The sequence below is a fragment of the Rhodococcoides kyotonense genome, from assembly GCF_900188125.1.
Classification (GTDB): domain Bacteria; phylum Actinomycetota; class Actinomycetes; order Mycobacteriales; family Mycobacteriaceae; genus Rhodococcoides; species Rhodococcoides kyotonense.
Window position 1 is genome coordinate 40,186 of the sequence record NZ_FZOW01000023.1, and the last position, 21,149, is coordinate 61,334.

Below are 21,149 nucleotides of genomic sequence, written 5' to 3' on the forward strand. Positions count from 1 at the left end.
TGGTAGATGGCTGCACGCAAGAAACCACTCGAACTCAACGTATCTGGCATCCAGATTTTCAACGGCGTTATCACAGGCGACGAGTATCGCCCTGAACTCCGTGGCCGTCAGTTGATGCGCACGATCGAAGAGATGCGCCGTGGTGACGCGACAGTGCATGCAGGACTCATGGCGGTAAAGCAACCGATCATCGCGGCCGACTACTATGCGGAAGCCGGCGGCGATGACGCAGTGGATGAACAGGCCAAGGAACTCATCGACTTCAACTTCGCGCAGGTGCTCAACTGGAAGGCAGTTCTTACGAAGATGCCGACCATGCTTGAGTTCGGCTTCAGCGTGGCAGAGCTGGTCTTCGACTGGCGCAACGTCAACGGCACTGACCGGATCGTGCTCTCGAAAATCGCCTACCGCAAGCAGACCACTATCGAGAAGTGGACGCAGGAAGACGGCACACCAGGCATCGTGCAGTGCAAGACTGACGGAACATCCGTCTCGATCCCAGATGAAAAGCTTCTGGTCCTGACTCACCAGCAAGAGGGCGACAACTGGATGGGTGTCTCGATGCTGCGCTCTGCCTACCAGAACTGGTACTTCAAGAAGAACTTCTACCAAATGGAGGCGGTCAAGCACGAGCGCCAGGCACTCGGTGTCGTCAAGATCAAGTTCCCGAAGAACGCTAAGGAGATCGACAAAGAGAACGCTCGCCGTGCCGCGATGAACGTGCGTGCCAACGAGCAAGCTTTCATCAAGGAGCCAGAAGGGTTCGATATCAACTTCATGGACATGATGGCTCGCACCACCAGTGACCCAACCAACGCGATCAACCACCACGACCGCCAGATCCTCAAGAACATGGCCGTTCAGTACATCGACATCGGATCATCTGGCAGCTCAGGCTCATTCGCTGCATCCAACGACCAGCGTGAACTCCTCGAACAGCAAGACCAGGCCATCGCAGAGCAGATCGCCGCCGAGATCAACGAGAAGGTGGTCAAGGCGATAATCGACATGAACTTCACTGTCACTGACTACCCGAAGTGGAAGGTAGACCGGATCGCTAAGGACTCAGTCGAGACGCTGAGTGATGCCGTCGCCAAGATGACCACGGCCAAGCTACTGACTCCGACTAACGAGGACGAAGCTCATGTACGCAAGGTGCTCCACTTCCCAGACATGCCAGAGGATCTAGAGGTAGATCGCACGATTAAGAAGACCGAAGCGAAGGACAAGGACGCCGCCGACGACGTGGAAGGGAGCGAAGAGGCTGAGAAGACGAAGGTGGATGCCTCACGCAAGCCAGTCAAGCGGATCGCAGCATCAGTTAGTTCGAAAGACTTCGCGGGACTACACGAAGGCCTAGGCATCGACACCAAGAATCTCGGCTGCATCATGCTTAACGCTGAAGCGTTAGAGGTGACGAAACACGTGGAAGATGGCGAGGCTGACTTGATCCCACCAACAGATGACGGACTGCATCAACGTGGTGCAGTTGCAGAACGAAGAGCACACGTGACGCTTCTGTTCGGTCTACTCCGCAACGGGAACATCTGAAAGAAGGAAGTCGATACGGTTCTCGATGGATGGTCGCTAGACAAGTTCAAGGTTGCTGACGAGGCTCAGCGAAATTCCCCAACCGTGCTCACCGAAATTCCCTACTCGTGAGTGGTGTTCACTGTAGTGGTTGGCGGGTTCCGGTGGTGGTTTTGCGGAGTTTCTCGGATCGGGCGTTGTGGTCGCGGAGTCGGTAGGAATCACCGTCGAGGTTGAGCACGACGGAGCGGTGCAGGAGCCGGTCGAGCATTGCTGCTGCGACGGTGTTGTCGCCGAGAACTTCACCCCACGATCCGACGCCTCGGTTGGTGGTCATCACGATCGAGGTCTTCATACAACGTTGCGAGACAACCTGAAACAACGCCGACGCTGCCTCGCCGGGAAGCGGAAGGTATCCGAGTTCGTCGATCACGAGCAGTGTCGGGCCGGCGTAGAACCGCATCGTCGTTGCCCATCTTCCTTCCAACGCAGCCCGGTGGCAGCGGGCCGCGAGGTCGGCGGCGGTGGTGAAATACGTTCGATACCCAGCATGCGCAGCCGCCCGCGCGAGCCCGACCGACAGATGTGTTTTACCGACACCGGGCGGGCCGATGAGCAGCACGTTCGTCACCGTCTCCAAATATCGGCAGGTCGCGAGCTCCTCGACCAACTTCCTGTCGACCCCACCGGCTGCATCGAAATCGAAGTCCACGAGCGAAGCCGGTGTCGGCAGGCACGCGAACCGAAGCCGCCCGATCAGCCGCCGTGCCTCGGTGGCCTCGACCTCGATGGACAGCAGCCGATCCAACGCTGCGGTCCATCGACAGTTTCTCGGTAGCGGCCTGGTCGAGGACCGACGGGAGCGCTTCGGCTGCATCGTGCAGTTTCAATACCGCCAAATGTCCGCGCAGGCGTTGGTAGAGACTGGCTGCTTCGGCGGTGTTCGGTGCCGGCATTCGATCGATAGTGTTCTTGTCGCTCATCGGAGGGTGTTCCTTCCTCGGGCAGCGTGTTCGTAGATCGACAGGTCGTAGACGGTCGCGCCTGCGGCAGCTGATTCTTTCGTGTCACTGGCGTTCTCGTCACCAGTCTCTGCTGCGAAAGGTGTTGCACCAGAGTTGGTTCGGAGTCTGTCCGCGGCGGCGAGAGCGTCCGACCCGGGTGGGATGCGTTCTTCTCGGCGGTGCGGGCGGCCAGTGTTCGCATCGGCCATCGCAGCTTGCTCGAGGGCGTAAGTGTGCCCGTGATCGCGGACCATCGTCCCGGTCCCGTCGGCGGCGAGGTGATGCCGTGCGATGGTGATGCCGGATGCAGTGACGATGTCGATCACATCTGTGCCCAGAACCTGATTGACGGTGACCTGCGCGGATGCCAACTCCGGTGGAACGGAGTAGCGGTTCCCGCGGTAGGAGACAAGCGCTTGGCGGGACACCACCCGTTCGGTGGTCAGGGTCGCCGGATAGGCGGTCGCGGGCATCGGATGCAATCCTTCCGCCGTCGCGATCGTTGCCACCGACGCTTTGCCGTCCTTCGTCGGACGCAGGCGGGTGTCACCGCGCAGACAGCAGAACCGATCGAGGCGCGCTTGCGCTTGCTCGACGGTCACATCGTCAGGGAGAGTTCGCCACCATCGTTGTGCTGCAGTGTGATTGGACTTCTCCACCGCCCCTTTGCGGTTACCGCGCCGTGGTGGGCAGATCGCTACGGAGGTGCCGTAGTACTTCGCGACGCCGGCGAAGCTGGCGGTGACCCGACCGGTGTCGGGGTGACAGACCGTCGCCATTCGGTCGAACCGCCACACCCGCGTGATGCCGCCGAGCCCACGGCAGATCCGGTCGAGGCCGTCGACGACACGAGGCTGAGTCATGTCGGGTGCGAGGATGCCGCGCCATTTCCCCGAGCAGGCGAGGGTTCCGACGAACAAGTGCGCCGTCGAACCCCATCCCCGCGACGCTGGCGGGTTGGGAAGATCGACCCAATCCCATTGTGTCTCTTCGCCTGGCAGGTGATCGATGACTGCGTTGGGTCGCTCGGTGGCGGTCAGGCAGGCTTGGCAGATCGGTCGCAGTTTCAGCTCGCGAATCTTGCGGGAAAGTGTCTGATACGACATCGCGTAGCCGAGGTCTTCGAGTTCGTCGCACAGCGTCCGGACCCACAGGTGTGGGTCGTCGATCAAGCGGGCGGTGACGTAGGCGAGGAATACATCGAAGGGGTCCGGGATGCTGCGTTTACGCACTCCCGGTGCGGTGGTGCCGTTGAGGTACGACCGGATCGTTTTGCGGTCCCGGCCGGTGTGACGCGCGATGTCCGCGATCTTCCAGCCTCGTTTGTGCAGGGCGTGCATTTCCACATCTTCCTCCCGTGTAAGCATGAGGAGCGGGTCTCCTTCGGATCGCTGGTGTGTGGTCAGAGACCATCAGCATCGTGGGAGACCCGCCCTCGTTGGCGGTGCCACACGGGTGGGGAATTTTGGTGAGCGTTAGTGGGGAATTTCGATGAGCGCCGTCATTGCTGAAGTTGGCTACTTCGACCTGGGCGAGAGCTACGCGATCGTTGCTCACATCGAGACAACACCAGAGCTAGTCGATGGACACGAACGTCTCACACTCCTACCGCACGTACAGACGTTCAGCGAGTACAAGCTGCATCTCACACTTGCCTACGTCGAACAGGACCAAGCCACGGCTGACAGATGGGTTGAGAGTCTAGGCGCGGTCTACAACGGTAAGTCGATCAAAACTTCCGCCATCAACTACGGGGATCTTCCGAACGGTGAGGAGAAGACAACGAAGAAGGTCGACGCAGCACGCGCTCTCGCAGCTGCACGTGAGATGAAGCAACCTCGAACCGAGAACTTATATGGCACAACCGGACACACAACGCCACACGCTGCTTGAGGCCCGCAGGGAAGTGTCAGTCGCGATTCGTGCGAGCGAGGAGTGGCAGCCTAGCTACAAGGCGCACCCTGAGACGTTTAAAGCGCTTCTGAAGCACGAAGCCGAGCTTGAGGAACAAGTCAGCGAATATCTCGCTGGACTCGCAGAGCGGGCTCCTACGTACGTTGACTGGACTGTCTACTCAGGCAAGCTCAACGCATCCGCGGATGGCGACCTCAACGCGACGGACGCTGTGTGGAAGCAGGAACAGATCAACTTCACCAAGGCGGTGGTTGATGCGATCGAACTACTGATCGCGACTGGGGGACAGGCCGGCGAGCTTGAATACGGGATCGCACTGGGGATCACTAGTCTCACGGACTCAGTGACGAAGGCGGCACGTGACCAGGTGGCCGAATTGGTCAGCGGTGTATTCGACACCAACCGCAAGCTCATCCGCGAGGCAATCAGGAGCAGCTTGACTAGGGGAGAGACCCTGCAGGACGCTGCTGAGCGCATCAAGAAGGTCATCAACAACCCGGTACGTGCCGAGATGATCGCGCAGACGGAGAGCGTGAACGCCTACCAAACCGGTCTGAAGAACTTCGGCCTCGCGTCAGGTGCGAAGCGCAAGACATGGGAGTCACTAGCTGGCGCGTGCAAGGTGTGTGCGCCGCTCGATGGAGAGACTGTCGACATTGACGAGATGTTCAGCAACGGGAAGGACAAGCCATCCGCACATCCCCGTTGTCGCTGCGGGATTTACTTGGAGTACTAGCTACGAACGCGCGTGACCTTCGGGTAGACGTAGCACTCGATCTTGTGCTGGTCGGCCCAAGCCAAAGCTTTAGGTGTGTATCCGTTGGCTGAGAAGAACAGTGCCTTCTTCCTGCGTGAGACAGCGATCCCATGGATGCGCTGCATTTCAGACATGCCAACGGGTTTCGCGTGGTGTTTGACTTGACCGATCGCTCGACGCGAAGTGATGTCTATCCCGTCGTCAGCTCCCGGTGGCGTCAGCTCGGCATCCCTGTAGCCGTGTTTCTTCATCCAGTCTCGTGTCATCTGTTCGGCAGCCTGCCACGTCATGCCGTGAGGACTGTCGGTCACTGGGATCGCATACAGATCCTGCGGGTCCGTGTCGAGTTCGGACTGAACCTTGTCGATCTTGCGCTGAAGATCTTTGACCGCGCCCTTTTGCGTGAACGTAGACGTGCCGCCTAGCTGCCGAAAGAACCCCGCTTGCTTGCCGCAGGTTCGGCATTTGCCACTCATCGTCGTGTAGAGCGGCTGTCGACAGTGTTTGCAGTCCACCACCTTGCCGATGCTACGGCGTCAGTGAGACACAACCGTATCGTTCAGGACCGCGCCCGGTAGGTCAGACACTTCACCCCTGCGAGGTCGCCCCACTTCTTGGCCTGGGGTGTATAGCCATTCAGCGAGAAGAAGATCGCCTTCTTGTTCAGGTGGGATGCGATACCTGCGAGTCGTTGTATCTCGCTGACTCCGACCGGTTTGGCGTGGGGCTTCACCTGGCAGACAGCATCTCGTGAGATGACGTCGAGACCACCGTCCGCGCCGGGGCCGGTTCGGTGAGCGTCTGGGTAGCCGTTTGCGTGCATCCACTGTTCGGCGAACAGCTCGGCGTCTTGCCATGTCTGAAGAGGTCTGCGGTTAGTTTGATTCGGTCTGTTCGCCCTCGCCTGCTCTGCCTTCTCGCACATAAGTAAGGATTCATACGGATGGGCGACCAAGGGGTATGCACGTCCTTTCTTGTAGGAACGATCGCGCTTGAGAGTCCGCTTCTTGATCAGATACCACGAACCCATGCTGTCAATCTGCGAGTTGAGGTAGTCCGCAGCACTCCTTGCGCTTAGCGATGAGAACTCTGGTCCACTTGATGCTGTTCGTCTTGCGGTCAAACAATCAGGATTCGTAAAGTACAACACGTTGGCTATCAGCCGAAACAGCTACCTCAGCTTGATCAGTCACCCGGTTATCCTTGATCGCCTCAAATGGGCACAAGGCGGCGCTGTCAGTATGGATCAACTCAAGAACTTGTTCACCCCTTACAGCATCACGAACATCATTATCGGGCAGGCTAAGGCGAACTTCTCACCAGAGGGCACGACTGAAAGCATCAACGACATCTGGGACGGCGACGTCTGCTTGGGCTACGTCACTAACAAACCTTTTCGTAAGCAAATCAACGGTGGCTACAAATTCGCACTTACAAGCGGTCGTGAAGTCACTAAAGATCAGAAACACAACCCTGCGTACACCGAGATCGTAGCAACTGACTATTACAGCTTGCAGTTGCTACTTCCAGAGGCTTGGTACTGCTTTAAGAACGCATTCGCGAACTAGAAGGTCACATGGCTAAACCACTAAGCATCATTCCTCGCATACGGGGAAGCATTGTTCCAAAGAACTTCAAGACCATCAGCGTGACTGTAAGCGCTGGTGCGTCTACAGGTACTGCAACGGTGACTGCTGGGTCCTTGGTCCTCGGGATCTACCCAGCTGGCAACCAGGATCAGTTCGTCGACAACGTTGCGATCTCAAGCACGACTCTCACGGTCACGCTCGCGGCAAACGCGACTGCTGCCAACCAATACAAAGTAACGATTCTCGAACCGTAAGGAGAGACGACATGACAAAAGTTTTACTACTACACCCTGTTCACCACGACGGCGTTCGCCACGAAGCTGGTACATACTTCGAAGGCGAAGATGAAGTTGTAAAAGATTTGATCACCGCAGGTGCAGCTTGCGACCCTAAAGCGAAGACACAGACTGCAGGTGACGGCTATCCAGCGACGCTGAAGCTGAGGCAAAAGCTATCCGCGACGAGGCACAGAAGGATGCGGACAAGATCAAGGCTGATGCGAAGGCTGAAGCTGAGAAGATCGTCAAAGACGCTCAGTACACTGCTAAGAAGGCATCTGAGACCAAACCAGCTACGTCAACGAAGTAGACGTCAACACCAACACAGCACACGAGACCGCCTGATGGGGGTGGTCTTTGATCTTGGCAGGCAGGCAGTCTTTGCTCTACGATCCGGCGATGAGCCTCACTCTTGAGTGGTTGCGTGCGAACACTTGGCTACTGACGATCCTAGGAGCAGTCGTCGCAGCAACCATCGCCATTACTGTTTATCGGAAGAACGCTAGTCCTAAGACAGTCGATTACCAAGTAGTCGATGAGTTCAGCATGCTGGTTGCTAAGGATAAGATTAAACCAAATGGGCTCGCGGTTACCTACGGTGGCAGGGTAATCGAGAACCCCAGAGTCGCAATAATTCAGTTTAAAAACAACGGCCGTTCAACTATCAGTGAATCTGATTACAGACAAGGAATTGTCGTAGAGCTTGACGGTAAGCGAGCGGTCCATGCCACGATCACGCAGGAGAGCGCTCAGAACCTTGTTCTGTCGGAGAGCGACGACGGTTCGTCGAAGTCAAGCCCAGCAGAGATTTTCCCGCATTACTGGAATCCTCGAGAGAGCTTCACGATGCGGTTTCTGTTCGACTCTCAGCCGGGCGATCTTGCGGTTAGTTGCAGGTTCAAGGACCAGTCACGGCCTATGCGAAACTTGAGGAAAATAGATAGCGAAAGGTTCTTGCCACCTCTCCTTAAGCTAGCCGTTTTCGTGGTAGCAGCCTTGGGAGTGCTGCTTTCATTGCTGTTGGATGTACATGTATTTCTGATAGATAAGCTAATCTTACTTAATCCGGAATTCAATGAACCCGCTTACGGTGCTATTCGCACGTGGTCGAAACTGGCGACTCATCTATATAGCTTAGCGGCTATTTCCCTAGCGGCCATAGTTGTCGGAATGTGGGTGAGGAAAAAGATTCAATGAGCAAGTTGAGTCGCAAGCTATCCCAAAAGCTTTCAGAATGTGCTTAATTAGATGTACATGGCATCGTTCGATCCCCACGTCAACCTACTGATCGGCACAGTCCAGATCCCACCTTCCCCCTCAACTACAGGGGAAGAGTTCACGTTGGTGCCGGGGGATGCAACACTGACGCAATCATTTTCTCGCAGACGGCGGACACGACCGTCACCAACACCACAGCTGAAACCAGTGTGCTCAACGGCGGCGTCGGTAGTCAGATGATCCTCGCCAATATGCTCGCACCCGGCAAACGCATCCTGATCAGCGGCGAAGGGCTCTACACAGTGCCTGCGCTGCTCACATCGAACATGACAATCAAGGTCAAGCTCGGCAATACGATAATCGCCTCTGCCACAACATCAAGCCTGCTACTCGGTGCGGACAAGAAGGCCATCTCGCTCAACATCCGGCTCGTGTGTCGCTCGCTAGGTGCAACCGGGTCTGTCGTTGCTGGCGGCACGATCAACTACACGAACGTCTCTGGGCAAAAGTTCTGGGACAACACAGGGTCAGTAGTCACCGTCGACACGACAGTGGATCAGATGGTTGACGTCACCGCGACGTGGAATCTGGCTTCTACCACCCGGTCAATCACAATGAAGATCTGTCCGATCATGGTGGCGTAGCGGTGGCAACGCTTCATCTGCTTCCCAATCTTTTACTTACTGCGTCAGGCTGGAACCCAGAGGGCGCGGCAACTGTTGCAAAGATGTCCACAGATGACGGGGCCACGAGCGCTGTCTACTCGGCAAACAGTGGCGACTTCATGCGTTTCACCGTCGATGCGTCCAACATCCCAGTAGGTGCAATCATTCAGCCAGTCTCCGTGGGTGCCTCGGTCATGAAGGTAGACAACGTCGACGCGCTGACGCGCACACAGTTGCGGGTAGGCGGCACGATCTACGAGTCCGGCAACAGTTCCCCGACGACGACCGGGACGTACCAGTACGTGACACCGGCAACCTTTACTACCAATCGGACTGTTCATCTATGACCCGGTAGGCAAAGTAGAACCATCGAACAAAGTAGCGAAAGCGTTCATTCAAACGAATGATGGACGAGCAAAAGTGTCATTCAAACAGATGAACTTGAACGGCTGGATCTTCGGTACGGACGTTGGGTACGTGGCGACAATCGGCTTCCTGCTGGCGTTATCGCTCGTGGGACTGCTTCTTGCAGGCCTGATCTAGTCGTATCCCTCGGTTACGATCCGCCTACTCCGTTAGGAGAGCTGAGAAAGGAACTAGGCCATGATGACCCCCGAGCAAGCCGAGATCGGGATGGCGCACGCGATGACTCAGATGGGTTACAAGGGAGCCAGGGCGCTTCCGGTCGGTCCAGACGCGGGTATTGACATTAAGGCTCACGGCGGAATCGCTCAGGTTAAGCGGCATCGGGTTCCGGTGGGTCGCCCTGACTTGCAGCGGTTGTACGGGGCGCGGGGCAACTCGCACCACATGGACATGCTCTTCTTCTCATACTCGGGCTACACAGCTCAGGCGTTGCAGTACGGCAATGAGGTGGGTATCAAGCTCTTCCGCTTCGACGACAAATTTAACGTTTACGCAGTCAACGCCTACGCCCGTCGGTCAACCGGTGGCGGCATCGTAAAGGCCTCCGGTGGCGATGCTAAGTACGGTAGGCCGGTAGCATTTGTCGCGACTGTTTGCGCAATCGGCGTTATCCACCTGATCTATCCATTTGGTTTTATTAGTATTCTTTTGTCGATTTTCTTCATGTGGGGGATAAATAGCGAAGTAAGAAAGAAGAAGTAGAACTGCTCGCTGTCAGGGCTGGTAATGAGTGGAGGGTTCGTTCTATTACGGTCTTGTTGTAAATTAGAGGTAGATGACGACTTATCGACGATGCAGACTGACAAAATGCAGATCCCGTATGGGAGCCTGCGTTAGTGCTTGGCTTTGCTCTCGGAACAGTCCAGTTAGCAGGGGTCTTCAAGTTGAGCGTCGAGGAAGCGGTCGGCAATGTTGCTACTCGGGCAACGGTGATCGTCATTAAACCATCGCTCAACGCAGTCGCACCAGTAAGCCGGGGTGCGCGATTGACCGCGAGGAGTAACGTCAACATAATAAGAACAAATAAGCGGTAACACATGCATGTCAACAACACTCGCGAGCGAATCATTCAGCGCTAATAGCAAACGAGAACGCGCTACCTTGGAAGAGGCAGTGCTAGCGGGGATGACCTCGCTTCCAGTCGACAGTACCCAGGGTTATGAAGTCCGGGCAGATCATTTACGTTGGACAGTTGAGCCGTGAGGGGTGCGAGAAGGCTGTCGTTGCAGGTGCAGTAAGCGAGACAGTACTGACGCTTGCGGCTCCACTGGTCCGCGCTCACGACCGGTTCGAGCCAGTCACCGCAGTCCTGGGCGGCATGATCCATGTCTATCGAGCTGCCAACATCAACGAACAGGTTCCACCCGATGAGGCTTTTACTGTATTGGGAACGCGTTCAGTCGATCCCGACCAACTTTCGACCTACTACACGGACAGTGTTGGCAACTCCAATTACTGGTATCGGATCACGTACTACAACGCGGTCACCCTCGATGAGACTGCACTCAAGGACTCGACGCCAACCCGTGGTGACGACTTTGGCCACTACGCGAGCCTGAGCGAGATCCGCAAGGAGGCCGGCTTCGAGAATGCCTACAACCTAAGCGATACCGTCATCGATCAGCAGCGCCGCGCAGCTGAGGCGGAGATCAACACCGCGTTCGCGAATCTCTACACCGTTCCGTTTCAAAAGGTTCCCGAGATCGTGCACACGCTAACGATCAAGCTTGCCGCAGCGATTCTTGTGCAGAACCAGTATCCAGGGTCATCTCGCTCTACGACGCTTCTCGGCGATGCTCGTGCGGCGATCAAGACGATCCAAGACGGAGACCAAACCATCGTGGGTGAAGACGGATTTCTGCCTGCCGCTGTCACCGCGATTGTCGGTCCCAGTGGTTCGGGGAAGTCGTCGTTGCTGCATGTGCTGGCCGGAGTGGACATCCCGAGTGCGGGATCGGTCTCTCTCGGAGAGGTGCCGATCGAGGACGTGGAGGAGGGAAGGAGGCATCGGTCCATCCTGCTGATCCAGCAACGCACCGACGTCCTCGCGGCAACGGTCCGCGCCAACCTTCAGCTGAGTGCGCCAGGCGCCACGGACGCGACGTTGCTCGACGCACTCGAATCGGCCCACCTGCGAGTCGATCTCGACGTGAATGCGCAGTACCTGTCGGGGGGCGAGAAGCAGAGGCTCCGTATTGCGCACGCATTCCTGTCCGAAGCGCCGGTGATTCTGTTCGACGAACCGACCAGCGCACTCGATCACGACACCGCGGCGTCGGTAGTCGGACGGATCGGGTGCTTGGCCCGCTCCAGCGGCAAAACCGTGGTGATGGTGACACACGACAACGACATACGCGCTCTCGCAGACGATTCGATCGTTCTCGGTGGCGCACGCGTTCCGACTTCGGAGGTATCACGGTGAATCGTGCACTCACACCGATCATTCGACGTCGACTGCTTGCTGCCGGCGGCGGTTGGGTAGTGGCCGCCGCAGCGGAAGCCGTCGTATATTCCGTACTTGCCTGGTCCATCGTGCACGGTTGGTCGCCGACTGCTGTCGTCGGGGCAGCACTCGCGGCGGTGGTGATCACCGTGATCGTCACGCGCGCTGGATATCTGACCGGGGCTCGCCTCGCCGGTGACCTGTACGGTCTTGTCGGCACAGCTCTCGCCCGCGCGAAGCTGTCGTGGTTCACCGACGCGAACCGTGCGCTCGTCTCCTCGGTGGCCGGTCGCTGCGTGCCGACGCTGATGGCCGTTCCGGCACACCAGATGCAGACGTATATCGTCACGCCGCTCGTTCCGCTGATGCTTCTGATCGGCATCGGTGTCACCGTCGGCTGGATCGCCTCGGCCGTCGTCGCCGTGCTGCTGATCGCGAGCTTCGTGGCACAGGTCTTCGCGCAGCGTCGTCTCGCCACCATCGATTCGACACAGCACGACATCGAGAATGCCGCGACCGCAGCAGTTCTCGAATTCGTCGACCACCTTGCGCTGCTGCGGTCGACGGCTGGTCCGAGTGGTGCCGTCGCGCGACTCGAGCAGGTATGGTCCGGGCAGGAAGGTGCATCCCGACGCACCACTGTCGCCGCGGCTGCAACAACCTTCGTCTCAGCGCTGGCGACCACTGTTCCACTCGTCGGAGTTCTCGGGTATCTGTTGGTATCCGATGTCCCAGCATCGGTGGCACTCGCGGCGATCGTACTCACGGCTCGCGCGTCGGCGCCTCTCGACGACCTGGCGCTTGCCGGGATCGGGATCAATACTCTGCGCGGCACCGTCGCGGACTTCATCGAAGTGGCGACGGCACCGTCTCTGACCGAACCATCGTCGGGCGAGCGATCGGTCATGCAGGACACCGTGATCGACGTCGTCGATGTTGTTGCTGTACCCGGCATGCCTGCGGTCTCCGCGTCGGTGACCGCAGGCTCTCGTGTGGTACTTCGCGGGCCTTCGGGAAGTGGGAAGACAAGCTTGCTCGGACTGCTCATGAGATTCGAGGACCCACTGGGTGGCAGCATCCGACTCGGCGGGGTTCCGTTGAGCGCCGTGCCATTCGACGATGTCGCGTCGTGTTTCGGGTACGTGCCGCAGAATCCCGTCGTGTTCACCGGGTCGCTGGCGTCGAACATCCGATTGGGACGACCCGACGCGACGGATTCGGACCTCGAATCCGTGGCGAGACAAGTGGCGCTCGGTCCCGTGATCGACCGCTCCGAGAAGGGGATTCACCAACACGTCGGACATGCCGGTAGTGCGTTGTCGGGTGGGGAGTGCCAGCGTGTCGAGATCGCACGAGCTTTGCTCGCGGCTGCTCCGATTTTGGTACTCGACGAGGCGACTTCGGCGTTGGACGAGAGGACCGAGCGAGTCGTCGTCGATGCATTAGTGGCCACCGGCGCGACTCTCGTCGTCGTCACGCACCGTGACGCGAAAATCTGGCGACCGAACATGACTATCGACCTGGCGCGCAGCGACTCCGCGCCAGGTCGGGGACATCAGAGTGCGGTGGAAACGAGCGGCACTATGTGATCGGCTGCCCTTTTCCTTCGATTCATGGACAAGGCGAGTAAGGCTAGCCTTGGTCGATGAGATAGCGTTGTCTCGATCTGCCGAGTTCTTGCACCCGGCATCGGTGAGACGACAGGAGATCGAACGGCTATGGCGCGCAACCGAATGTTCGACGCGGATGCCGTCCCCGCGATTCCTCCGGCGCGTACCGACTTCGTCACGAATTCGCGTGAACCGCTTCTGTTCTGGGTTCGATCGGGTGCAGCAGTCGTCGACGTCGGGGGTGGGTCCTTCGCGCTCCGCTCGGGGGAAGCGTTGTGGGTTCCGGCCGGATTTCGGTACCGCCTGGACGCGGAGGCAGGTGCCGTCGCGTTTCCCATCTTCGTCCCGGTCGCCGACACTCCGGACGGGTCGGGCGATGTCGTGCGCGTGCCAATCACGACCGAGTGGGAGGACTGGCTCGTCCATCGTTTCGCCCGGAGCCTGGGCTACCTTCGCGGTGCAGCGGTGGAGAGTGACGGTTTCGTCGAGCTGATCGCCGGGGCGCGGCCCCTTGCTACGAGTGTCGGCGTGCCCCCGATGCCGGTATCGCCCGAGGCGGTCACCGTTGCGCGCGGATTGCTGCGTTCACCCGACAACGACGACGACCTCGCTGCGCTTGCACGCTCGCTGCACATCGGATGTCGCACTCTTCAGAGGCAATTCGTCGATGAGACCGGAATGCCGTTCACTCGGTGGCGTACTGCGGTACGCATTGCTGCAGCTGCGACCTACCTGGACGCGGGTCGCGGTATCGGGTGGGTCGGCCATCGAGTCGGATTCACGACAGCGGGAGGATTCACGCGCGCGTTCCGTCGGCATACGGGCTCGAACCCGAGCGACTTCCTACGTACTCGCCATGAGTTATCGGCGGGTTCCGCTGGCCCCTACGAATCTGTCTCGACGACAACGGTTCCGATCGTTCCGGCCAGCGAGACCTGGGCGCGCGTCAACGATTTCCATGTTTTCGTGTGGGTCTACCGAGGATGTGCCTCGGTGACCGTCGGCGGCCGTACTGTCCGTCTGGAGAGGGGCGACGCACTTCTGCTTCCGGCAGGAATGCGCAATTGCGTCCGAACCACCCCCGGTTTGCTTCTGCTTCCGCTGGGATCCAGCCCGGTTCGCGACTCGGCACGGTCCTGGTTCGACGATGTCGTCCACTTTCCGATCGAGGCCGAGAACTATCTCATGCATACCGTCGTGGCGAACTACAGCCTTCTCCGCCCGGTGATGCACGACGGCCATCGACTGTTCGACCTTGCCCTTCGCGAGTTCTGTTCTCTTGCTGTCGAGTTCGATGACGCAGTGCACGTGGTGAATGCGGTGGTTGCTGCGGTGCGGGGTAACCCGGCCGACGCCCGGACGCTCGCGGAGTGGGCGCATGAGGCCGGAATCGACAGCAAGGTGCTGAACGAGTGCTTCACGACGACGATCGGGCAGAGCTTTCCACGGTGGCGGTCCCATGTACGGATGACCCTTGCCCGCCGGTATCTGGGGGACGGCCTGGCGGCGGGCGAGGTCGCGCGGACGCTCGGTTACAAGCAGTCGTCCGGATTCACGAAAGTCTTCACCGACATCCACGGAATGACGCCCTCGACCTACCGCCGGGACGGGTGGAGAGAATCGAGGGAGGAACTCGTGGTGGCATAACGCCTCCACGCACCCGCCCACGCAAACGCATATGCCTGTGCGTGGGCGGGTGGCTGGTCGCGCGTCAGACAGCCGCTGGGGCCGTGCGCTCCGCACGCGACCCCAGGTAGGTCGTCTGGCGGATGGTGGCCAGCGTGATCAGTCCGACGAGGCACGAGCCGACGACGAAGAACGCAGGGGAAACCGAGTTTCCGGTGCGATCGATCAGCCACGTCGCGATGTAGGCCGCGGTGCCTCCCGTTGCGATCGTTGCGAGGTTGAACCCGAGAGCGACACCGGTGAGGCGCACTCGGGGGTCGAACAGCGACGGGAACAGCGGAGCAGTGGCCGTCTGGATCAGCGGTGTTCCGAAGGCGAAGAATCCGAATGCGATTGCAGCAACGAACAATCCATGGTCACCCATCATGACCATGGCGGGATAGGCGATGACGGCGGATGCGACGAGCCCGACCGTCAACACACGCTTGCTTCCGAACCTGTCGACGAACAGGCCGGCGACCGGCATCGACAGTGCGACGAGAACGATGACGAGTGCCGCCGTCCACGTCACCGCTGTCTGGCTGTAACCACCTTCGCGGACGAGGTGAATTCCGATGTAGGTGAGCACCATGTACCCGGTGGCGTTCTGGGCGACGCCGAGACCGAACACCTGCAACACCTGCTTGGGGTGCGTGCGAAGCAGTTCTCCGAGAGGGGCTTTTGCGAGCTCGTCCTTGGCAGCGACCTTCTCGAACTCGGGGGAGTCCTCGATGCGAGTACGTACCCACAGGCAGAACAGGACGAGCGGGACGCCGAGAAGGAACGGGATACGCCATCCCCAACTTGTCATCTGGGCGTCGGACGTCAGTGCGGACGTCGTCGCGACGACGATCGCGGCCAGTGCGAAGCCGCTGTTGCTGCCGAACGCGACGAACGACGCGCCGAGACCCTTTCGCTTCTCGCCGACTGTTTCGTAGACGTAGGTCAATGCGCCGCCGAGCTCGCCGCCGGCCGAGAAGCCCTGTACGAGACGGGCGATGACGAGGAGGACGGGCGCGAGGATTCCGGCGTTCTCGTACGTGGGAAGAAACGCCATCAACGCGCTTCCCGCACCCATGAGCACCACCGAGAACAGGAGTGCGCGTTTACGGCCGTGCCGATCACCGAGGCGGCCGAAGAAGATGCCACCGATGGGTCGCATCATGTAGGCCGACGCGAACACCGCGAGGCTGGCCAGCAGCGACGCCGTCGGGTCGTTTCCGGGAAAGAACAAAGGACTGACCACGACGGCGAGATACGCGTACACGGTCAGGTCGTAGTACTCGACGATGGTGCCGACGGCAGCGGCGAGAACGCCGCGGCGTCGGGTCTGCTCGAGGGTGCGTGAGGTTGCCACGAACGGCTCCGGTTCTGTGTGAGGCGAAAGAGCGGTAGCGCGCACGGCTGGGAGGAGCACAGCGGAGATCAGGTGGGGTGTGCGCGATCACACTGTAACCCCAATCTCTGTCAAATGTGTACATGTTTGAGAACAAACATGACTTTCTGGATCGGGTGTCTAGGAACTGACCTATCGCACCGTCAGAGTTGCCAGTGCACCGGCTGGGAAATGATCTTGGACAGGCGCTTTCGGTAGTACCGGGCAGTGTCGTGTACGAAGTCACTCATCGCCTCGGCGGCGGCGTCCGGGTCGCCTGCTCTCATTGCATCGAGAATGACTTGCTGCGCAACGACGGTGGCCTTGCGCGTCGCCATGGGGTGCTCGTTCGGTTCGGCGTCGCGCACCAGTAGCCAGAGGGTTTCCATGATGATCCGAAACGCAGGGTTGCCCGCGGCTTTGTAGATCGACGTCTGGAAGAACGCGTTTCGATCCTGGAAGTTCTCGTAGTCGTCCAGATTCTCGTGCATGCTGTCGAGCGCCGCCTGCATGGCGTCGAGGCGTTCGGTGGTGATGCTCGACGTCGCCTGACGCGCAACGATCGGCTCCAGGGTCAGCCGTATGTCGATGACGTCACTGATGTTGGCGCCCTCCAGTTGGAGGAACAGCTTCATCGTGTTGCCCAACGATTCGAACTTGGGCCTGCAGGCCACCGGGCCACCGCCGATCCCGGCCTTGATCGTCACCAGGTCGCGGCTCTCCAGTAGTCGCAGCGCTTCTCGTACGGTGGTACGTGCGACGCCGTACTCGGCCACCATCTCCTTCTCGGTAGGCAGGCGCTGACCAGCGACGATGCCGCCGCCCAGGATCTCGTCCGCGATCACGTTCGCGACGCGCTCGGACATCTTCTGGGGGCGTCCCATTCGATGGCGACGATCTTCGGCGGTCATGGACATCCTTACGGTGGCTCGGGCGGTCGGGTTCACTGTACTCAGGTCGTCGAATGTGATCCACGCAAAACCTGTACATAGTTACCAACTTTAGTTAGTGTGAGCCCATCGAAGTTACTTTCTTCCTCGACGGAGGTTTCCATGTTCCCGACGCGGCCGCCGGATCCGGTTCTCGCGCAGTCATTTCGAGATGGTGGCTACTGGATAGACAGGCCGGTCGGCTACTTTCTCGAGCGTGCAGCGTCGGCGATCCCCGACGCGGTGGCCGTCGTAGACGGGGACAGGAGATTTAGTTTCGCCGACATCGACGCGGACGCCACTCGGCTCGCGAGTGCCATGCGCGGACGCGGGATCGGACCCGACAGCGTCGTGTCGCTCCAGCTCCCCAACTGCGCCGAGGCGGTTGTCGTGTTCCAGGCGATCATGAAACTCGGCGCGATCGCGAACCCAATCGTGCCCATCTACCGTGGTCGGGAAGTGCGGTTCATCGTCGGGCAGGCGAACAGTTCGATGGTGTTCGTACGCGGCACGTACCGCGGATTCGACTACGAGGCGATGTACGACGCGTTGGACATCCCGGATCTCGACGTCATCGTCGTCGGAGGGGCGTCGTGGGCCGATCTGCTCGCCGAGGCTCGCCCGGACGGGCTCGACGGACTCGAGGAGCCCGATCCGGACAGCGTGTGCCTGCTGTTGTACACCTCCGGCACGACCGCCGACCCGAAGGGCGCTCTGCACAGCCACAACACGCTCGTCTTCGAGAACCGGTCGATGATCGACTGGTTCGGGCTGAACGAACGAGACGTCATCTTCAATCCGTCTCCGGTGACGCACGTGACCGGCGTCAATTGTGCTCTGACACTACCGTTTCTGCTGGGTGCGCCCGTCGTACTCCAGGACGTGTGGGACCCGGCGACCGCGCTCGAACGGATCGTCCGTGAGCGCGCCAGCTTCATGATCTTCTCGACACCTTTCCTGCGCGGATTGCTCGACGCCGCAGACGCATCGGAGCAGGCGACTCCGTCGATTCGGTACATCATCTGCGGCGGCGCCGACATCCCCGACTCGCTGACTGCGGCGGCGACCGAGCGCCTCGGCACGGTCGTTCGAATGTTCGGGGCCACGGAAGGTCCGTCCGTGACGTCCGCGGACCGGTGGGACACCTTCGAGATGCGCACGAGGACCGACGGCAGGCCGATGGCTCCGACCGAGGTGATCGTCTCCGACGGCGGAACCGGTGTCGCAGCTCCCGGCGTCGTCGGAGAGGCCCTGTGGCGTGGACCGGACACGTTCCTCGGCTATCTCGACGCGACACTCAACGAGGCCGCCTTCACGCCCGACGGCTTCTTCCGCACCGGGGACCTCGCAACCACCGACGAGCACGGTGGACTGCACATCGTCGGGCGAATCAAGGACATCATCAACCGGTCCGGGGAGAAGATCAGCACCCACGACGTCGAGAATCTCCTCAGTGAGCACCCCTCGGTCGTGGAGGTGGCTGTTGTCGCGGGTCCGGATCCGAAGACCGGCGAGCGTGGGTGTGCATTCGTCGTCACCCGTGATTCCGGGGACCTGAGCCTGACGGACGTGTACGACTTTCTGACCGGTCGTGACGTTGCCACACAGAAGATTCCGGAAAGTGTCTTCGTCGTCGATTCACTGCCGAAGACTGCGAGCGGAAAGATTCAGAAGTTCGCGCTTCGCGACTGGACGAGGAACAAGTCCGTCGTTCCCCAGCAGATGGCCGAGATGACCATCTCGGCGAGCCACGAGAAATGAGGAACCGAAAGTGACCGAAGGAGTAGTCGTCACCGTCCCCGAGCAGGGAATCGCGGTCGTCGAACTCGCACGTGGCAAGGTCAACGCCCTCGACTCGGCGATGTACGACACGATCGCGACCGTGTTCGACGAACTCTCGGACGACACCGACATCAAGGTCGCAGTGTTGACCGGCCGCGGTAGGATCTTCTGTGCCGGAAACGATCTGAACGAATTTCGCGTGATGGATGCCGTCAGCGGTGAAATCCAGATGCGTGGGGTGCGACGGGCGTTCTTCAATCTCATCGACTGCGCAGTACCGGTCATCGGTGCGATCAACGGCCCCGCTCTCGGCAGTGGATTCGGGCTGACGGCCTCGTGCGATCTCGTCGTCGCCTCCGAGAAGGCGACGTTCGGGCTGCCGGAGATGAACGTCGGCGTCCTCGGTGGTGGCCGGTTCACCGCGAGAATGCTTCCGCAGCAAGCGATGCGACGGATGTTCTTCACCGCGGAGTCGGTCGACGCAGCGACACTGCAGAATTGGGGAGCGCCGATCGAGATCGCCTCACACGACGCCTTCTTCGAGGTCGCGATGCAGCGCGCACGGTCGATCGCGGCGAAGAGCCGATACGCCATCGCTCTGGCGAAGCAATCGCTCAACGGGTGTGAGTCTCTCGACCTCAAACGCGGATACGAACTCGAACAGACATTCACCGTGCGCCTGTCCGAACACCCCGATTCCAAGGCTGCGGTCGAGGCCAGAATGGCCGAGATGGCAGGAAAGGCAGGATAGATGACGTCGACGATCGACGACACGGAGGTCGGCATCGACGAGTTCGACGCGTCGTGCACGGCATGGTTGGAGCAACACCTGGAACGCGGTTCGAAGGAGAATGCCGGCGAACCGTCGTACGCGATCTTCCACAACCACACCGAGTCCGAGGAACGAGCGCTGATCGACGCCGCGAAGGCATGGCAGTCGACGCGCGTCGACGCCGGTTTCGGTGCGATCACGTGGTCGCCCGAGTGGGGTGGCCCCGGTCTGTCCGCGAGTCACGAGCGCGTCTACGTCTCGCGTGAGCGGGAATACCGTGTACCCGAGCGCCATGAAACAGTGCTCGTCACAGTCGAATTGGTGGCACCGACGATTCATCTCCTCGGCACCGAGGATCAGCGACGACGGTTCGTGACCCCGTTCCTGCGCGCCGACGAACTGTGCTGCCAGTTGTTCTCCGAACCAGGAGCCGGCTCGGATCTCGCGGGCTTGTCGACCAAAGCCGTGCGCGACGGAGACACCTGGATCGTCAACGGGCAGAAGGTGTGGAGTTCGGGTGCGCAGTTCGCCGAATGGGGGCTGCTCATCGCGCGCACCGACACGACCGCAGCGAAACATCGTGGCATGACGGCATTCATGGTTCCCATGGACACGCCAGGTGTCGACGTCCGCCCGATCCGACAGATGTCGGGAGGCTCGACCTTCAACGAGGTGTTCTTCACCGACGTGCATCTCTCGGATTCCATGCGGCTCGGGGAGGAGGGTCAAGGGTGGAACGTCGCCCTGACGACGCTCGGGTTCGAACGAAATTCCAGCGCCGGAATCGTCAGTGCAGGCGGTAGCGGAACCGACCTGTTGCGGCTGGCGAGACGGCTCGGCATCGACGGCGATCCGCTTGTTCGCCAGAAGCTCGCGGATGTCGCTGTGTACGAACGGGCTTCGGCACTCATGGTCGCGCGCTACGCCGAACGTGAACTGGCGGGCCATGTTCCGGGAGTCGAGGGCTCGATCGGAAAGCTCGTGTGGACGCAGAACCTCAAACGAATCGGCGACGCGGCGGCGAGCTTCCTCGGCCCGAAGATACTCGCGGACACAGGCGAAGCCGACACGTTCGCGTGGGCCGAACATCTTCTCGGCGCTCCGGGCTACCGCATCGCCGGCGGATCCGACGAAATTCAGCGCAACATCATCGGCGAACGTGGGCTCGGATTGCCCAGGGAACCACGGTAGG

20 protein-coding genes and 1 pseudogene are annotated in these 21,149 nt (G+C 59.9%); 15 read left to right on the plus strand and 6 right to left on the minus strand.

The window, feature by feature from the left end; translation table 11 throughout:
- Positions 1-6 precede the first annotated feature (6 nt).
- The gene (locus CHB96_RS26220) at positions 7-1,551 is read left to right on the plus strand and encodes a phage portal protein family protein (RefSeq protein WP_089251857.1); all 1,545 of its coding nucleotides are present in this window, start codon (positions 7-9) and stop codon (positions 1,549-1,551) included.
- Between the two features lie 118 nt (positions 1,552-1,669).
- Here the strand turns inward: CHB96_RS26220 and istB are convergent.
- Together istB and CHB96_RS26230 are read right to left on the minus strand one after the other, a co-directional pair.
- A pseudogene (gene istB, locus CHB96_RS26225) lies at positions 1,670-2,513 on the minus strand (IS21-like element helper ATPase IstB).
- Positions 2,510-3,901, minus strand: a complete 1,392-nt coding sequence (locus CHB96_RS26230; RefSeq protein WP_089251859.1) for a Mu transposase domain-containing protein — start codon at positions 3,899-3,901, stop codon at positions 2,510-2,512. The pseudogene istB and the gene CHB96_RS26230 overlap by 4 nt, the downstream one beginning before the upstream one ends.
- Positions 3,902-4,025: 124 nt before the next feature.
- Here CHB96_RS26230 and CHB96_RS26235 point away from each other — a divergent pair, with 124 nt between their 5' ends.
- Both CHB96_RS26235 and CHB96_RS26240 read left to right on the plus strand, forming a co-directional pair.
- Complete coding sequence (locus CHB96_RS26235; RefSeq protein WP_089251861.1) at positions 4,026-4,427, plus strand: hypothetical protein; 402 nt, start codon at positions 4,026-4,028, stop codon at positions 4,425-4,427.
- On the plus strand, positions 4,390-5,184 hold the full coding sequence (locus CHB96_RS26240; protein ID WP_089251863.1) for a phage minor head protein: 795 nt from the start codon (positions 4,390-4,392) through the stop codon (positions 5,182-5,184). Before CHB96_RS26235 ends, CHB96_RS26240 begins: the two co-directional genes overlap by 38 nt.
- Here the strand turns inward: CHB96_RS26240 and CHB96_RS26245 are convergent.
- Positions 5,181-5,723 (minus strand): restriction endonuclease, encoded by a 543-nt coding sequence (locus CHB96_RS26245; RefSeq protein ID WP_141136565.1) that lies wholly within the window; start codon positions 5,721-5,723, stop codon positions 5,181-5,183. The two genes, CHB96_RS26240 and CHB96_RS26245, sit on opposite strands and share 4 nt — an antisense overlap.
- A 41-nt stretch (positions 5,724-5,764) precedes the next feature.
- The gene (locus tag CHB96_RS29850; protein WP_089251867.1) at positions 5,765-6,235 is read right to left on the minus strand and encodes a restriction endonuclease; all 471 of its coding nucleotides are present in this window, start codon (positions 6,233-6,235) and stop codon (positions 5,765-5,767) included.
- Between the two features lie 121 nt (positions 6,236-6,356).
- Between CHB96_RS29850 and CHB96_RS26255 the strand changes: the two genes are divergently transcribed.
- The 9 genes from CHB96_RS26255 (at position 6,357) to CHB96_RS26290 (ending at position 15,081) form a co-directional block, all read left to right on the plus strand.
- Positions 6,357-6,773 (plus strand): hypothetical protein, encoded by a 417-nt coding sequence (locus CHB96_RS26255; RefSeq protein WP_089251869.1) that lies wholly within the window; start codon positions 6,357-6,359, stop codon positions 6,771-6,773.
- A 698-nt stretch (positions 6,774-7,471) separates the two neighbouring features.
- Entirely contained in the window at positions 7,472-8,269 is a 798-nt protein-coding gene (locus CHB96_RS26260) for a hypothetical protein (protein WP_089251871.1), read from the plus strand.
- 230 nt (positions 8,270-8,499) lie between these two features.
- A complete protein-coding gene (locus CHB96_RS26265) occupies positions 8,500-8,934 on the plus strand; it encodes a hypothetical protein (protein ID WP_089251873.1) in 435 nt (144 codons plus the stop codon).
- An 83-nt stretch (positions 8,935-9,017) separates the two neighbouring features.
- Positions 9,018-9,302 (plus strand): hypothetical protein, encoded by a 285-nt coding sequence (locus tag CHB96_RS26270; protein WP_141136566.1) that lies wholly within the window; start codon positions 9,018-9,020, stop codon positions 9,300-9,302.
- Positions 9,303-9,375: 73 nt separating this feature from the next.
- Entirely contained in the window at positions 9,376-9,498 is a 123-nt protein-coding gene (locus CHB96_RS30330) for a hypothetical protein (RefSeq protein WP_281254461.1), read from the plus strand.
- A 60-nt stretch (positions 9,499-9,558) separates the two neighbouring features.
- Complete coding sequence (locus CHB96_RS26275; protein ID WP_089251877.1) at positions 9,559-10,083, plus strand: restriction endonuclease; 525 nt, start codon at positions 9,559-9,561, stop codon at positions 10,081-10,083.
- Between the two features lie 490 nt (positions 10,084-10,573).
- Positions 10,574-11,803, plus strand: a complete 1,230-nt coding sequence (locus tag CHB96_RS26280) for an ATP-binding cassette domain-containing protein (RefSeq protein WP_176444511.1) — start codon at positions 10,574-10,576, stop codon at positions 11,801-11,803.
- Positions 11,800-13,413 (plus strand): ATP-binding cassette domain-containing protein, encoded by a 1,614-nt coding sequence (locus CHB96_RS26285; protein ID WP_089251881.1) that lies wholly within the window; start codon positions 11,800-11,802, stop codon positions 13,411-13,413. The genes CHB96_RS26280 and CHB96_RS26285 overlap by 4 nt, the downstream gene beginning before the upstream one ends.
- 129 nt (positions 13,414-13,542) lie before the next feature.
- Complete coding sequence (locus CHB96_RS26290) at positions 13,543-15,081, plus strand: helix-turn-helix domain-containing protein (protein WP_245866210.1); 1,539 nt, start codon at positions 13,543-13,545, stop codon at positions 15,079-15,081.
- Positions 15,082-15,145: 64 nt separating this feature from the next.
- On the opposite strand, the gene CHB96_RS26295 is transcribed toward CHB96_RS26290, so the two are convergent.
- Complete coding sequence (locus tag CHB96_RS26295; RefSeq protein WP_089251882.1) at positions 15,146-16,456, minus strand: MFS transporter; 1,311 nt, start codon at positions 16,454-16,456, stop codon at positions 15,146-15,148.
- A 182-nt stretch (positions 16,457-16,638) separates the two neighbouring features.
- On the minus strand, positions 16,639-17,385 hold the full coding sequence (locus tag CHB96_RS26300) for a FadR/GntR family transcriptional regulator (RefSeq protein ID WP_089251928.1): 747 nt from the start codon (positions 17,383-17,385) through the stop codon (positions 16,639-16,641).
- A 141-nt stretch (positions 17,386-17,526) separates the two neighbouring features.
- Between CHB96_RS26300 and CHB96_RS26305 the strand changes: the two genes are divergently transcribed.
- The 3 genes from CHB96_RS26305 to CHB96_RS26315 are packed head-to-tail and all read left to right on the plus strand — an operon-like array spanning position 17,527 to position 21,148.
- On the plus strand, positions 17,527-19,164 hold the full coding sequence (locus CHB96_RS26305; protein WP_089251884.1) for an AMP-binding protein: 1,638 nt from the start codon (positions 17,527-17,529) through the stop codon (positions 19,162-19,164).
- A gap of 10 nt (positions 19,165-19,174) precedes the next feature.
- Positions 19,175-19,936 carry an enoyl-CoA hydratase-related protein gene (locus tag CHB96_RS26310; RefSeq protein ID WP_089251886.1) on the plus strand — a complete coding sequence of 254 codons (762 nt, stop codon included), beginning with the start codon at positions 19,175-19,177 and terminating at the stop codon, positions 19,934-19,936.
- On the plus strand, positions 19,937-21,148 hold the full coding sequence (locus CHB96_RS26315) for an acyl-CoA dehydrogenase family protein (protein ID WP_089251888.1): 1,212 nt from the start codon (positions 19,937-19,939) through the stop codon (positions 21,146-21,148). It begins immediately after the preceding gene.
- The last annotated feature ends 1 nt before the right edge of the window (position 21,149 follow it).

Excerpts from the sequence above, each read along its gene's own strand:
- CHB96_RS26220 (WP_089251857.1), top strand. The coding sequence starts at position 7 with ATGGCTGCACGCAAGAAACCACTCGAACTCAACGTATCTGGCATCCAG.
- CHB96_RS26230 (WP_089251859.1), bottom strand. The coding sequence starts at position 3,901 with ATGCTTACACGGGAGGAAGATGTGGAAATGCACGCCCTGCACAAACGA.
- CHB96_RS26235 (WP_089251861.1), top strand. The coding sequence starts at position 4,026 with ATGAGCGCCGTCATTGCTGAAGTTGGCTACTTCGACCTGGGCGAGAGC.
- CHB96_RS26240 (WP_089251863.1), top strand. The coding sequence starts at position 4,390 with ATGGCACAACCGGACACACAACGCCACACGCTGCTTGAGGCCCGCAGG.
- CHB96_RS29850 (WP_089251867.1), bottom strand. The coding sequence starts at position 6,235 with ATGGGTTCGTGGTATCTGATCAAGAAGCGGACTCTCAAGCGCGATCGT.
- CHB96_RS26260 (WP_089251871.1), top strand. The coding sequence starts at position 7,472 with ATGAGCCTCACTCTTGAGTGGTTGCGTGCGAACACTTGGCTACTGACG.
- CHB96_RS26270 (WP_141136566.1), top strand. The coding sequence starts at position 9,018 with ATGTCCACAGATGACGGGGCCACGAGCGCTGTCTACTCGGCAAACAGT.
- CHB96_RS26275 (WP_089251877.1), top strand. The coding sequence starts at position 9,559 with ATGATGACCCCCGAGCAAGCCGAGATCGGGATGGCGCACGCGATGACT.
- CHB96_RS26290 (WP_245866210.1), top strand. The coding sequence starts at position 13,543 with ATGGCGCGCAACCGAATGTTCGACGCGGATGCCGTCCCCGCGATTCCT.
- CHB96_RS26300 (WP_089251928.1), bottom strand. The coding sequence starts at position 17,385 with ATGACCGCCGAAGATCGTCGCCATCGAATGGGACGCCCCCAGAAGATG.
- CHB96_RS26305 (WP_089251884.1), top strand. The coding sequence starts at position 17,527 with ATGTTCCCGACGCGGCCGCCGGATCCGGTTCTCGCGCAGTCATTTCGA.
- CHB96_RS26315 (WP_089251888.1), top strand. The coding sequence starts at position 19,937 with ATGACGTCGACGATCGACGACACGGAGGTCGGCATCGACGAGTTCGAC.